At 35.0% G+C, this 12,367-nt stretch carries 15 protein-coding genes and 1 pseudogene; 8 read left to right on the top strand and 8 right to left on the bottom strand.

All coding sequences use genetic code 11. From position 1 onward, the window contains the following. The 4 genes and pseudogenes from C0430_RS08110 to C0430_RS08100 form a co-directional block, all read right to left on the bottom strand. A pseudogene (locus C0430_RS08110) lies at positions 1 to 320 on the bottom strand (tRNA nucleotidyltransferase); the annotation flags it as partial. Between the two features lie 29 nt (positions 321 to 349). Continuing rightward, a complete protein-coding gene (locus tag C0430_RS08105; protein ID WP_366559325.1) occupies positions 350 to 643 on the bottom strand; it encodes a GxxExxY protein in 294 nt (97 codons plus the stop codon). Next, positions 633 to 734 carry a GxxExxY protein gene (locus C0430_RS13400; protein WP_366559324.1) on the bottom strand — a complete coding sequence of 34 codons (102 nt, stop codon included), beginning with the start codon at positions 732 to 734 and terminating at the stop codon, positions 633 to 635. The genes C0430_RS08105 and C0430_RS13400 overlap by 11 nt, the downstream gene beginning before the upstream one ends. A 39-nt stretch (positions 735 to 773) precedes the next feature. Continuing rightward, on the bottom strand, positions 774 to 1,340 hold the full coding sequence (locus C0430_RS08100) for an L-threonylcarbamoyladenylate synthase (RefSeq protein ID WP_290867893.1): 567 nt from the start codon (positions 1,338 to 1,340) through the stop codon (positions 774 to 776). 195 nt (positions 1,341 to 1,535) lie between these two features. Between C0430_RS08100 and C0430_RS08095 the strand changes: the two genes are divergently transcribed. The 3 genes from C0430_RS08095 to C0430_RS08085 all read left to right on the top strand — a co-directional run bounded on the left by C0430_RS08095 (position 1,536) and on the right by C0430_RS08085 (position 3,832). Beyond that, positions 1,536 to 2,318, top strand: coding sequence for a DUF5672 family protein (locus tag C0430_RS08095; RefSeq protein ID WP_290867889.1), 783 nt, complete (start codon positions 1,536 to 1,538; stop codon positions 2,316 to 2,318). An 89-nt stretch (positions 2,319 to 2,407) separates the two neighbouring features. Continuing rightward, the gene (locus C0430_RS08090; RefSeq protein WP_290867886.1) at positions 2,408 to 3,055 is read left to right on the top strand and encodes a class I SAM-dependent methyltransferase; all 648 of its coding nucleotides are present in this window, start codon (positions 2,408 to 2,410) and stop codon (positions 3,053 to 3,055) included. A gap of 9 nt (positions 3,056 to 3,064) precedes the next feature. Continuing rightward, a complete protein-coding gene (locus C0430_RS08085) occupies positions 3,065 to 3,832 on the top strand; it encodes a lipopolysaccharide kinase InaA family protein (protein ID WP_290867883.1) in 768 nt (255 codons plus the stop codon). Position 3,833: 1 nt separating this feature from the next. Here the strand turns inward: C0430_RS08085 and C0430_RS08080 are convergent, their stop codons facing one another. Both C0430_RS08080 and C0430_RS08075 read right to left on the bottom strand, forming a co-directional pair. Further along, positions 3,834 to 4,895: a glycosyltransferase family 9 protein gene (locus C0430_RS08080; RefSeq protein ID WP_290867880.1), complete on the bottom strand. Its 1,062-nt coding sequence runs from the start codon at positions 4,893 to 4,895 to the stop codon at positions 3,834 to 3,836. A gap of 58 nt (positions 4,896 to 4,953) precedes the next feature. After that, positions 4,954 to 5,769: a 2,3,4,5-tetrahydropyridine-2,6-dicarboxylate N-succinyltransferase gene (locus tag C0430_RS08075; protein WP_290867877.1), complete on the bottom strand. Its 816-nt coding sequence runs from the start codon at positions 5,767 to 5,769 to the stop codon at positions 4,954 to 4,956. 159 nt (positions 5,770 to 5,928) lie between these two features. Between C0430_RS08075 and ruvX the strand changes: the two genes are divergently transcribed. Beyond that, a complete protein-coding gene (gene ruvX, locus C0430_RS08070) occupies positions 5,929 to 6,345 on the top strand; it encodes a Holliday junction resolvase RuvX (RefSeq protein WP_290867874.1) in 417 nt (138 codons plus the stop codon). Positions 6,346 to 6,356: 11 nt separating this feature from the next. Here ruvX and C0430_RS08065 read toward each other — a convergent pair whose 3' ends face one another. Beyond that, positions 6,357 to 8,576 (bottom strand): FUSC family membrane protein, encoded by a 2,220-nt coding sequence (locus C0430_RS08065; protein WP_290867870.1) that lies wholly within the window; start codon positions 8,574 to 8,576, stop codon positions 6,357 to 6,359. 191 nt (positions 8,577 to 8,767) lie between these two features. Here C0430_RS08065 and def point away from each other — a divergent pair, with 191 nt between their 5' ends. The 3 genes from def (at position 8,768) to mazG (ending at position 10,762) form a co-directional block, all read left to right on the top strand. After that, positions 8,768 to 9,355, top strand: coding sequence for a peptide deformylase (gene def / locus C0430_RS08060; RefSeq protein ID WP_290867865.1), 588 nt, complete (start codon positions 8,768 to 8,770; stop codon positions 9,353 to 9,355). A gap of 57 nt (positions 9,356 to 9,412) precedes the next feature. Further along, positions 9,413 to 9,904 (top strand): DUF5606 domain-containing protein, encoded by a 492-nt coding sequence (locus C0430_RS08055; RefSeq protein WP_290867862.1) that lies wholly within the window; start codon positions 9,413 to 9,415, stop codon positions 9,902 to 9,904. 84 nt (positions 9,905 to 9,988) lie between these two features. Continuing rightward, positions 9,989 to 10,762 carry a nucleoside triphosphate pyrophosphohydrolase gene (gene mazG / locus C0430_RS08050; protein WP_290867859.1) on the top strand — a complete coding sequence of 258 codons (774 nt, stop codon included), beginning with the start codon at positions 9,989 to 9,991 and terminating at the stop codon, positions 10,760 to 10,762. 27 nt (positions 10,763 to 10,789) lie between these two features. Here mazG and C0430_RS08045 read toward each other — a convergent pair whose 3' ends face one another. Next, the gene (locus C0430_RS08045; protein ID WP_290867856.1) at positions 10,790 to 11,470 is read right to left on the bottom strand and encodes a Crp/Fnr family transcriptional regulator; all 681 of its coding nucleotides are present in this window, start codon (positions 11,468 to 11,470) and stop codon (positions 10,790 to 10,792) included. A gap of 111 nt (positions 11,471 to 11,581) precedes the next feature. Here C0430_RS08045 and C0430_RS08040 point away from each other — a divergent pair. Further along, positions 11,582 to 12,367: heavy metal translocating P-type ATPase metal-binding domain-containing protein (locus C0430_RS08040; RefSeq protein ID WP_290867852.1), on the top strand; the 786-nt coding region annotated here is incomplete at its 3' end.

Here is a 12,367-nt window from a genome sequence, read left to right as displayed (position 1 = left end):
ACAGGATTTCGGCTTTCAAAATGATAGGATTCTTTTCGAGCACCCACAAATTCGATTTCGGTGTCTTCAAAACGCAACATTGCCGTTCCATAAGTTTTAAAAACCTGTACTTTTGGTTTGTTGGGCAGTAATTCCGAAACTTTAAGGGCTAATTCTATTCCGCTTCCCACGGCAACCACATCGATGTCTTTTTTGAAATCTCTTTCAAGGAGTAAATCTCTCACGAAACCGCCAATCACGTAGCTTTCAACATGAAGTTCCTGGGAAGCTTGAGAAATGACTTCGAATATTTTATTATTTAAGGCTGATTTGTAATTCATAAGGATCTACCGCAGATTCGCAGATTTTTTTATTTTTTTGTGTGAACAATTCGTTTGTATTCTAATGAAACAGAATTGAAATTCACTAATAGTGCTAATTCATTATCAGATACTTTTAGATAATTTAAGCATTGATTATAATGGTTGTTATTAAAGCAATCTACAGTTTTAATTTCTAAAATAATTGAATTATAAAGTACAAAATCGGCATAAAATTGATGCTTCAAAATTGTGTTTTTATAGTTAACAAAATATTCTTTTTCTCGCTCATATGGGATGTTATTTTCATTGAATTCAAATTCTAAAGCATCTTTAATATACAATTTCAGAGAAACCTTTTCCAAGAATTTTATGAACTTCAAATAGAATTCCAATTATTTTATAAGTTTCATCTGCTGATAGATACTCTTCCATATAATAAAAATTAAAATCTGCGAATCTGCGGTAAATTTATTACTTTCTTATAACTTTTACTTGGGAATCACTTGTCAATTTTATGATTGTGGAAGGTTTTCCTGCAATTTTATCGTGGTGCAAATTTACAACATAGTCCACTCCTTTTACAATTTCTGGACTAATATCTTTGAAGGCAATGGGAGTCGGTTGCCCCGAAATATTTGCCGATGTGGAAACCAATGGTTTTCGCATCTTTTCCATTAATTTGAAACAGAAAGGTTCTTTCACGATTCTGATGCCCAAAGTATTGTCGGTAGCAATTAAATTGGATGCCACATTTCGAGGTTTGTCCAGGATTAGTGTGGTTGGTTTTTCGGATAAATCCATAATTTGCCAAGCTACTTCAGGAATGTCCTTGAAGACATTGTACATCATTTTTTCGCCGTTCATCAAAACAATCATGCTTTGGGTCTCGGCTCGTCTTTTGAGTTTGTATATTTTGGCGACTGCTTCAGAGTTTGTGGCATCGCAACCTATTCCCCAAACGGTGTCCGTTGGATAAAGGATAATTCCGCCTTCTTTTATTATTTCGAATGCTTTGTGGACTTCTTCGTTGATATTCATTACTTGTGTAAGTATTATTTTTGCAAAAATAGGGATTCTAAAAGTTTTTAAACTTAAATTTAATTTAGAATAATCTTGATTCTTGTGATTATAAGATTATTTTTGTTCAATCGATATAAAATTGGCCAAGTTTAGACTGGTTAATCCTAGTTTTTATTGTTTCCGGTTTGCATTTAAAAAAAAGATAATCTATCTATGAAGGATTTAGTCAAAATAATAATTCCGATATACAAAAAACATTTTGGAGAATTGGAAGAAAAGTCATTTTTGCAATGTGTTAAAGTACTTAAAAATCATGAAATTATTCTGGTTCAGCCCGAGGAACTGGATAGTTCTTACATCACCAATGACCATAAAAATATAAAGGTGGTGACTTTTTCCAAGAACTATTTTGCGAGTATAGAAGGGTACAACGAGTTGTTGCTTTCGGCTTCATTTTACGAGCGATTTATGGATGCCGAATATATATTGATTTATCAATTGGATGCCTTCGTTTTCAAGGATGAATTAACGGAATGGTGTAAAAAAGGTTATGATTACATAGGTGCTCCTTGGATAGCAAGTGAGAAAAATTCTATTGGGTCAAGGTTTTTTAATTGGATTGCCAGAAAATTTAGATCCAAAAAGAAAAATGAGCGCGAACAAACTTTTTTCAAAGTCGGAAATGGAGGTTTCTCATTGCGAAAAGTTGCTTCACACTTTGCAATTGCGCAACAAAAAGAAAAATTTATCCAAGAGGTTTTAAATGCAAATGAGAAAAAAATTTATGCTATTGAAGATGTTTTTTGGTCTTTAAAAGCACCAGAGTTTGACGTTAATTTTAAAATTCCGGATTATAAAGAAGCCGTAAAATTTGCAATAGACCGAAAGCCGAAAATTGCGCTAGCTTTAAACAATAATCAAATGCCATTTGGATGCCACGGAATCAATAAGCCCAAGGTTATCGATTTTTGGAAACCAATTTTGGCTAAATATTAGAAGGATGGAGTCTTGTTGGGCTATTTTTTTATATTTGTAAAAAATGCGCAACTTTTCTTAAAGTTATTTTAAATTAAAAACAAACCAATATGAAATACTACGAAGACAAACCACAAGGGTACTATTATAAAGTTCGAAAGGAAATGCTGAACTATCTTCCTGAAAAGGCCCAAAAAGTTCTGGATATTGGTTGCGGAAACGGAGCTTTTGCTACTTTGGTTAAAGAAAAAAATAATGCCGAAGTTTGGGGAATTGAATTAATGGAAGAAGAAGCAAAAGTTGCTTTGAACGTTTTGGACAAAGTATTGATTGGTGCCTGCGAAAATCACTTGAACGAACTTCCTGACGGTTATTTTGAGGTGATTTACTTAAATGATGTTTTAGAGCATTTGGTAGATCCTTATTCTGTTTTGGAGACTTTAAAATCTAAATTGACCCAGAATGGAGTTGTTATTAGTTCCATTCCAAACGTTAGATTTTTCAGGACTTTTTCGAAAGTTTTATTTTCGAAAGATTGGAAATACGAGGACCATGGCGTAATGGATAAAACGCATTTGCGTTTTTTTACCGGTAAAAGCATCAAACGCATGTATAATGAATTAGGATATACTATTCTAAAACATGAAGGAATAAATGTGACCAAATCAATAAAACCTATTCTTTTTAATATTCCTTTTTTGTTTACGCAAATGGACATAAGAAACGTGCAATATGCCACTGTTGCTACTGTAAAATAGTCAAAAATAATGCTTAACACTTTTAACAAGGACTCCAAATTTAACAAGGACCAAATTATTTATTGCATAAATAATTTTGATTCAAAAGGAATTCTCTTTGGCGATGGCCAACGAAATAAAATCAAATTATTTGAACAGGAAGGAAAAACGATAAACATCAAATCCTTCAAAATTCCACACCTAATAAATAAAATAGCCTACAAATATTTCAGGAAATCCAAAGCTAGACGTTCCTTTGAATATGCCACAACCTTATTGGAAAAAGGAATTGGAACACCACAGCCCATTGCTTATTTTGAAAATTACGATGCTGTTGGACTCAAGGACAGTTATTATGTAAGTGAACACCTTCAATGTGATTTGACTTATAGGGAATTAGTCGAAATTCCTGATTTTCCGGATCACGAAAACATTTTAAGACAATTTACCCGTTTTTCATTCGATTTGCACGAAAAAGGAATCGAGTTTCTTGATCATTCTCCAGGCAATACTTTAATAAAAAAAACTGATGAAGGAAATTATGATTTTTTCTTGGTCGATTTGAATCGAATGAATTTTCACGACAGTATGGATTTTGATTCAAGAATGAAAAACCTCAGTCATTTGACTCCCAAAAAGGAAATGATTGCCCTTATGAGCAACGAATATGCTAAATTATATCCAGCTCAAACTGAAGCTCAAATTTTCGAAAAAATGTGGTTTTGCACCAATGATTTTCAAGAACGTTTTGCCAGAAAAAGACTTCTGAAAAAGAAATTGAAATTCTGGAAGTCTTGATTTAAAGATTCTGTTTCAAAAACAATTCCATTTTGTCCTTGAACAATTCGGGTTCGAATTCTTGATACAACGAAAGCGCATTTTTTTTGAGTTCTTTTTCTGTTTTCGAAGCCAATAATTCGGGTTTGAAGTCATTCAAATGTACAGAAATATGTTTTAAACCATCTTCAAGAGTGGCCCAAATTTTCTTTTCAATCCAAGGCGAAAAAATGATAAATGAGGGTTTTTCTAAAGCTTTTGCCATATTGATAGCACCACCATCGTTGCCAATAATCAAATCGCAATTGTTCATAAGAGCTATAAATCCTCTTAATTCGCCGCCCAACAAATCAAAATAAATTTTTTCTTGCGTGGAAGGTTTACAAGCATCGAAAATGATTTTGGCGTCCTTGATTTGCTTTGGAAAATAATTAAAAAGAATGTTCACATCTTGGCTATCGGCAATGAAATCGACCACTTTCGCCATATATTCCAATGGATACGTTTTTAAGTTTTCGCTTCCCAAAAGGCTAATCATTACTGTTTTTCTGTCTTTTCGTACTTGATGATGTTCGAAAAGTGCAAGTGCTTGTTTATTTTCTTTTTCGGTTACAAATAATTTTGGAAAAGGATCGATTTCGATTTTCAAGTCAAGCGGTTGCAACAACGAAAGTCGTCTTTCGATGGCCAAACCCAAATTGGTTTCAGGAAACTCGGCAAAGGGAACATTATCGGTATACAAAAAGGTGCGTCCTGGTTTTTTATAGGAAATTTTTCTTTTGGCTCCACTTAATAATACAATCAGCCAGCTTTCCAATTTCGAATAGGCATCAATAATTAAATCGTATTTGATTCTCCGAATTTCGAGAGCCAAATTCAGGAATTCTCTTTTGCTTTTGCGATGTTTTTCCTGAAACAAGAGCACATTGTCAATATTGGGATTGCCTTCCAATACGGGAATAGTTGATTCATAAACCAAATAATCGATTTGGGCATCGGGATAGGCTTTGCGCAAATTGTTGCAAATGACGCTGCTTACCAGCACGTCGCCAATCATTTTTTGTTGTATAACCAGTATTTTCATAGTATAAAAAAACCTCCCTTTTTGAGGGAGGAATGTACAATTTTTTTATGAAATAGAATTAAACAGCCACGTCATATTCGCGCAAGGCATTGTTCAACGAAGTTTTCAAATCGGTTGAAGGTTTACGAGTACCGATGATCAAAGCGCAAGGCACTTGGAAATCTCCTGCGGCAAACTTTTTGGTATAACTTCCAGGAATCACCACGGAACGAGCCGGAACAAATCCTTTTCTTTCAACAGGAGTTTCGCCGGTTACATCAATAATTTTGGTGGAAGCGGTCAAGCATACATTTGCACCAAGAACAGCTTCTTTTCCTACGTGAACACCTTCAACAATAATACAACGTGAACCAATAAAAGCACCGTCTTCAATGATAACTGGTGCAGCTTGCAAAGGTTCTAAAACACCACCAATTCCAACTCCACCAGAAAGATGAACGTCTTTACCAATTTGTGCACAACTACCCACAGTTGCCCAAGTATCGACCATTGTTCCGGCATCAACATAAGCACCAATGTTTACATAACTTGGCATCATAATCACACCACTAGCCAAAAAAGCACCATAACGGGCAGAAGCTCCAGGAACCACGCGAACTCCTTTTTCGGCATAATCTCTTTTTAACAACATTTTGTCGTTGTATTTGAAGATTCCGGCTTCCCAAGTTTCCATTTTTTGGATTGGAAAATACAAAACAACGGCTTTTTTTACCCATTCGTTTACTTGCCAACCTTCGCCAACTGGCTCAGCAACACGCAATTTTCCTGAATCTAATAATTCGATAACTGATCTAATGGCATCAGTTGTTTTTGTTTCTTGCAACAAAGCGCGGTTTTCCCAAGCTTGTTCTATAATGGATTGTAATTCGTTCATTTTTTTCTAATTTATTGGCAAAGATAATTGGATTTTTTTGAAAACTACTTTGTTTTTGAAATACTAACATTTTTCTTCTTTTTGTTTAAAATTCGAAAATTTTTATTAGTCTTACATTGTGTTGTTTCTTGTGTATCTTTGCGAAATAATCAAAGAATAATGCCAAGAATACTCGCCATAGATTACGGACAAAAACGCACCGGAATAGCCGTTACCGATGAATTGCAAATTATCGCTTCGGGTTTGACGACCATTCCATCATCCACAGCCATCGAATTTCTGAAAGCTTATTTTACCAAAGAAAAGGTCGAAGCAGTCCTCATTGGCGAACCCAAGCAAATGAACGGCCAACCTTCTGAAAGTGCTTCCATCATCAAGGGATTCGTCACGCATTTTACAAACCATTTTCCGGATATGAAAGTCATTCGAGTGGACGAACGTTTTACTTCGAAAATGGCTTTTCAGTCGATGATTGATAGTGGAATGAGCAAAAAACAACGCCAAAACAAAGCCTTGATCGACGAAATTTCGGCAACTATAATGTTGCAAGATTATTTAACCCGAAAAATGTTCTAAAGAACTATATTTTAGTTTTGGCTTTCAGGTTCCATTAGTAGTTTTGTTGTTTTCAGAATGTTTTCAGATAAATTGGTGAGCCAAATTAATTGTTCGATTACCAACTGTGCTTCTTGCATTTTTAGTTGAAAAGCCTCTTCATCCAAGGGAATTCCCTCTTTTAATTCTCTCGCTCGGATGTTTTTTAATTCCGTGAATCGAAGTGCTAAATCAACTTGATCCGTTTTTTCAGCTTCATCTATAATGTCTTCGTTCAAAAGCATGATGGCGTGGTCAAGATTTTTTGTAACTGTATTTACCACAACATTAAATGCCTTCGATGCTGATGACGTTTTATGGGATTGTATGTAAGTTCCCAATGAAGCTGACGATGAAAGTAAAGTGTGATTGAGAACGGCTAGTTTATACACTTGGGGCAATTGTTTTTGTTTTGATTTGGGTTCTTGGGCCATTCTTTGAAAAGAAGCCATAAGATTTCCAATTTCGATAAAAGCATTTTTTCTGGCTAATCGATATGATGTGGAAACTTCGCCTTTTTTGTTGTAAAACAGGGAGATTTCTTTCAAGTATTTTTTATTTGCTTTAATGGATTCTTCCAAATATACCGGTATTTTTAAAAATTCCCAAGAAGGCCATAAAAAGTGGTTGGCAAGAAATGCCAATAGACTTCCAACAAGAGTGTCGACGACTCGATATTGTAACACTTCGGTAATATTTGGCGTTAATATTCCGAATATAAAAACAATATACATGGTGACAAAGGTTGCGCTAATTTTGTAATTAGTTTGTGCAAACGAAAAGCCTAAGAGAATGCAGAGGATTGTAAGTGAACTAATTATAATGTTGTTGTGGACGAAATATAGAATTCCAAAAGCAATTAATCCGCCAGCAATTGTTCCGAAAATCCTTTCGAATGACCTTTTTTTTGTCAAACCATATCCGGGACGCATGATAACGACTATGGTTAGCAAAATCCAATATTCGTTATGAAAATAGAGTATTTTACTAATGACGAGTCCCACTAAAATGGTCACGGTCAATCGCAATGAATGCCTGAAGATGGTGGAGGAAAAGCTTAAATTTTCAATTAAGTTGCTCCAAAGATAATTTTGCGGAATCAGGAATTTTTCTAAATCGTTATCTTTTCCATTAAAATCGTGGGAGCTAATTTTAGAGGAGAACGCCCGTTGTACAATTTTGATTTTTTCGACCTGTTTCTCGGCATATTGCAACATGGTGGTTAACATAAAAACACCTTCAGAAGCTTCAATTTCAGCTAGATTGGCACTGTAATCAGCAATGGCAAGTTCCAATGCGTTCAAATCTTTGATTAAGTTGTTCTTTGGCACAAATTTATTTTTGTTTTTTACACCCTTGGAAAGTCTTTTTAAACTTGAGGCAAGATTGTATGCCAAAGTTTGATAGGTGAGCAATACCTTTGGATGTTTTTCAAATTTTTTATGCAGTCTGTTGTGGTCAAAAGATGTGGATAATGCAAGTTCAAGAATTTCCAACAACGAAATAAAAACGATGAGAAGCTTTCGGTTTTGGTTTGAAGAGCCGGAATAATTGCTAATCAGCACTTCTCTAATATTTTGATGAATTTCATTTAATTCTACCTGAAGATGCAGCTGTTTTTCAATAATTGCCTTTTTATCGGCATAAGGGTTCCAAAGATCTCCTCTTAATTTTAAATATTTTGCAGTCAGTTTGATGCATTCTGAAATTTGTAATTCGAGGTAGCGGTATGGCCAGATGTAATTAAAAAGAAGTGAAATCAGTAAGTAAAACATGCCTCCGGCAAACAGGAGCAGTACATGTTGAACCAGTTCCCAGCCCGTTCCCAGATGGGCAAATGCCAATGAAACCGAAAGCAGGACAGAAAAAGAAACCACCGTGGCTCTTCTTCCAAAAACGGACAACATTGACACGAAAAATATCAATATTGCCAAAAAAGGATAAAAAATCCAAGAATAAGGATAAGTAAGGTTGACCAACAAATTTGCGCCAGAAATAAGGAGCACCGCAACAAAGACGCCCTGAATCTTGTCTTTAAGGCTACTGGGAATATCACTGGGGTAGGTAAGAAAAGCACCTACGGCAATGGTAAATCCTATCTCAAAATTTCCCCAAAAGGTAAACAATAAAACAGGAATAACGGCAGCTATGGTTACCTTTAAAGCATTGGTAAAATAAGCGCTGTCTGTAAATTTTTGAATCTGTTCTATCATAAATTACGCTTTATATACAAAGGTAAGAAATGTGCCATACTATTTCTAGAATAAATGACCTTGATTTTCAAACTAAATTTAATTATTAATCTTAGGATAATTGTATGCATATTTTTTTACTATTTTTGCAAACTGAAATTAAGGAAAAAGGAATTCTCAATTTTCAGTAGATAATACTTAATACAACACTAATGATTTTACCAATTGTAGGATATGGCGATCCCGTTTTAAGAAAGGTAGGCGAGGAGATTACTCCAGAACATCCTAACTTGAAGGAGATTATTGCCAATATGTATGAAACGATGTATAATGCTTATGGAGTGGGACTTGCAGCGCCACAAGTAGGATTGAGCATTCGTCTATTTGTAATGGATACCACACCTTTTGGCGATGATGAAGATTTGCCAATCGAAGAACAAAATCAATTAAAAGGATTCAAACGCACTTTTATCAATGCCAAAATATTGAAAGAGGAAGGTGAGATTTGGGGTTTTAACGAAGGTTGTCTTAGTATTCCCGATGTGCGTGAAGACGTTTATAGACACGAAAAAATCACCATTCAATATTGTGATGAAGATTTTAACCTGAAAACCGAAGTCTTTGATGGCTTGGTAGCCAGAGTCATTCAGCACGAATACGATCATATTGAAGGAATTTTGTTTACGGATTTGATTTCCTCTTTAAAGAAACAATTGATCAAGAAAAAATTGCAAAACATCATGGAGGGCAAATCCAGACCTGATTATAGAATGAAGTTTTGTAATAAAAAAGGAAGATAAACGTTCAATAACATTGTCAATTAAAAAAAATAAATTAAAAAATATAAAGACTTAAAAATGAATTTAGATAAAATATTATCAATTTCCGGAAAACCAGGTTTGTATGCTTTAAAAGTTCAAACCCGTACAGGATTTGTAGCCGAATCATTACTTGACGGTAAAAAAAGCACTGTTGGATTGAAAGTAAACGTAAGTTTATTGTCGGAAATTTCAATTTACACTGTTAACGAGGAAAAGCCTTTGTCTGAAGTGATGCGAAACATTGCCATCAAAGAAAATGAAGGACCGGCTATTTCCCATAAAGAAGACAATGCTAAACTGGTTGCTTATTTTACGGAAATTCTTCCAGAATACGATTCAGAAAGAGTGTATCCTTCCGATATCAAGAAAGTGTTGAATTGGTATAACTTATTGCAATCAAAAGGATTGGTTTCTAAAGAAGAGCCTAAAATTGAGAACGCTGAAGAAATAAAAGAAAGCGTAGTTGAAGAAGTAGTTGCCGAAAAAGCAAAAGCTCCAGCCAAAAAAGCAAAAGCCAAGAAAGAATAATTTAAATTTTCTAATACTATATTTTAATCCTGTCACGATGTTTTCCTGACAGGATTTCTTATTTTTACAAAAAACCAAAACACAATGAACTCCAAACTAACCCAACTCAAGGCCTTCGAACGATTATTGAACATAATGGACGATTTGCGTGAAAAATGTCCTTGGGACAAGAAACAAACCATGCAAAGTTTACGCCATTTGACCATTGAAGAAACATACGAATTGGGCGATGCCATTTTGGACAATGATTTGAACGAAGTCAAGAAAGAATTGGGTGATTTGTTGTTGCACATCGTTTTTTATTCCAAAATTGGCAGCGAAACCAACGATTTTGACATAGCCGATGTTTGCAATGAAATCTGCGAAAAACTTATTCACCGTCATCCACATATTTATGGCGACGTCTTGGTAAAAGACGAGGAAGAAGTCAAGCAAAACTGGGAAAAATTAAAACTCAAAGAAGGCAAAAAATCAGTTCTTGAAGGTGTGCCAAAAAGTTTGCCTGCATTGGTCAAAGCCAGCCGAATTCAAGACAAAGTAAAAGGCGTGGGTTTCGATTGGGAAGAACCACATCAAGTTTGGGACAAAGTTCAAGAAGAATTGCAGGAACTACAAGTTGAGGTAGAAGCTGGAAATCAAGACAAAATGGAATCCGAATTTGGAGACGTATTGTTTTCGATGATAAACTACGCCCGATTTTTAAACATCAATCCCGAAGATGCTTTGGAACGTACCAATAAAAAATTCATCAAAAGATTTCAATACCTGGAAAGCAAAGCAGGGGGATTGGGCAAGCCTTTGATGGACATGACTTTGGCCGAAATGGACGTTTTTTGGAACGAAGCAAAGAAACTGTAGAGAAGTTTAAGATTTGAAATTTAAATCTTAGTCGGCAATTCTTTTGAGTTTGCCAATGTCTTTTAAAATAATTTTTTTACCATTCAGTTCGATCAATCCTAATTTATTGAAATCGGATAAAAGTCGAATGCAACTTTCGGTCGCTGTTCCAATCATTCCAGCCATTTCTTCACGGGAAAGTTGAATGCGTAACGAGCCATCTTCATTTTTGCCAAAAGTTTCTTGAAGATAAATTAGTGTTTCGGCCAATCGTTCTTTAACCGTTTTTTGAGAAACTGAAACTAGATGATCGCTGGTTTCCTTCAAATCACCACAAATGGTTTTCATGAGATTCATTGAAAACTGGTTGTTCGTGTCAAAAAAGTTCAAGACTTCACTTTTTGGAATAAAGCAAACTTCCATGTCTTCAAGGGCAACAGCACTTAAATTAGCGGGTTCATCACTTATCATGGAACGTTGTCCAAGTAATTCTCCGGCTTTGACTAATTTTACAATTTGATCTTTTCCGTTTGCACTTAATTTAGATAGTTTGCAAACGCCCACAGTTACGCAATAGATGCCATTTACGGTATCACCTTCTTCAAAGATGGGGTCACCTTTTTTTATCACAGAAGAGGTTTTGCATTCGGCAAGTCTTAACAGTTCACCTTTGTTGAGCGCTTTTAAGGAGCTAAGCTCTCTAACAATACATTGTTCACATTTACCCATAAAACAAAAAGATTAATCGAGTTCCGGCAAATCTACAAAATTATATGATAATTATCATATTTTTAATTTGGTCTCTTAGTACATTTGTGGCCTGTAAAATTAGAAAAATTTATGGAAGTGCAAAACTGTTTCCATTGCGGATTGGATATTGTAAAGGAAGAAGAAATTATTTTTGATGAAAAAAAATTTTGTTGCAATGGTTGCAAGACCGTTTACGAAATTTTTAGTCTCAATGACATGTCTTGTTATTATGATTTCGAAAAATCTCCAGGAGCAACACCTCTTGATATTAAAGGCAAATATGATTTCTTGGACAACGAAGGAATTGTTTCAAAACTTTTGGAATTCCAGGAAGATAAAACGGCCATTGTTTCACTGAGTATTCCCCATATTCATTGCAGTTCCTGTATTTGGATTCTCGAAAATTTGCAACGTCTCCAAAAAGGAATCAGTACGTCACAGGTTAATTTTCCCGAAAAGAAAGTCCGAATTACGTATAATCCCGAAGAGGTTTCCCTTAAATCCATTGTTCATTTATTGAGTTCCATTGGTTATGAACCCTACATCAGTCTAGAAAATTACGAAACCGGAAAGAACAATGTCGACAGGAGTTTGACATATAAACTTGGGTTGGCTTTCTTCTGTTTTGGCAATATCATGTTGCTTTCCTTTCCCGAATATTTTGAGGTCAAGGAATATTGGTTAGACAATTATCGCCCATTTTTCCGTTGGTTGATTTTTGCCTTGTCCTTGCCGTCTTTCTTGTATTCTGCCAGCGGTTATTATGTTTCGGCCTACAAAAGCATCAAATCAGGGATGTTGAATATTGATATTCCAATTGCTTTGGGAATCGTTATATTTTTCATTCGAAGCACTTTCGACATTATTATGGACTAT

The sequence above is a fragment of the Flavobacterium sp. genome (genome assembly GCF_013823965.1).
Classification (GTDB): Bacteria; Bacteroidota; Bacteroidia; order Flavobacteriales; family Flavobacteriaceae; genus Flavobacterium.
This window is presented reverse-complemented; position numbering and strand designations above follow the sequence as displayed.

Bases quoted from the DNA above. Each gene is read 5' to 3' on its own strand.
- C0430_RS13400 (WP_366559324.1), bottom strand. From the start codon at position 734: ATGGAAGAGTATCTATCAGCAGATGAAACTTATAAAATAATTGGAATT.
- C0430_RS08100 (WP_290867893.1), bottom strand. From the start codon at position 1,340: ATGAATATCAACGAAGAAGTCCACAAAGCATTCGAAATAATAAAAGAA.
- C0430_RS08095 (WP_290867889.1), top strand. From the start codon at position 1,536: ATGAAGGATTTAGTCAAAATAATAATTCCGATATACAAAAAACATTTT.
- C0430_RS08090 (WP_290867886.1), top strand. From the start codon at position 2,408: ATGAAATACTACGAAGACAAACCACAAGGGTACTATTATAAAGTTCGA.
- C0430_RS08085 (WP_290867883.1), top strand. From the start codon at position 3,065: ATGCTTAACACTTTTAACAAGGACTCCAAATTTAACAAGGACCAAATT.
- C0430_RS08080 (WP_290867880.1), bottom strand. From the start codon at position 4,895: ATGAAAATACTGGTTATACAACAAAAAATGATTGGCGACGTGCTGGTA.
- C0430_RS08075 (WP_290867877.1), bottom strand. From the start codon at position 5,769: ATGAACGAATTACAATCCATTATAGAACAAGCTTGGGAAAACCGCGCT.
- ruvX (WP_290867874.1), top strand. From the start codon at position 5,929: ATGCCAAGAATACTCGCCATAGATTACGGACAAAAACGCACCGGAATA.
- C0430_RS08065 (WP_290867870.1), bottom strand. From the start codon at position 8,576: ATGATAGAACAGATTCAAAAATTTACAGACAGCGCTTATTTTACCAAT.
- def (WP_290867865.1), top strand. From the start codon at position 8,768: ATGATTTTACCAATTGTAGGATATGGCGATCCCGTTTTAAGAAAGGTA.
- C0430_RS08055 (WP_290867862.1), top strand. From the start codon at position 9,413: ATGAATTTAGATAAAATATTATCAATTTCCGGAAAACCAGGTTTGTAT.
- mazG (WP_290867859.1), top strand. From the start codon at position 9,989: ATGAACTCCAAACTAACCCAACTCAAGGCCTTCGAACGATTATTGAAC.
- C0430_RS08045 (WP_290867856.1), bottom strand. From the start codon at position 11,470: ATGGGTAAATGTGAACAATGTATTGTTAGAGAGCTTAGCTCCTTAAAA.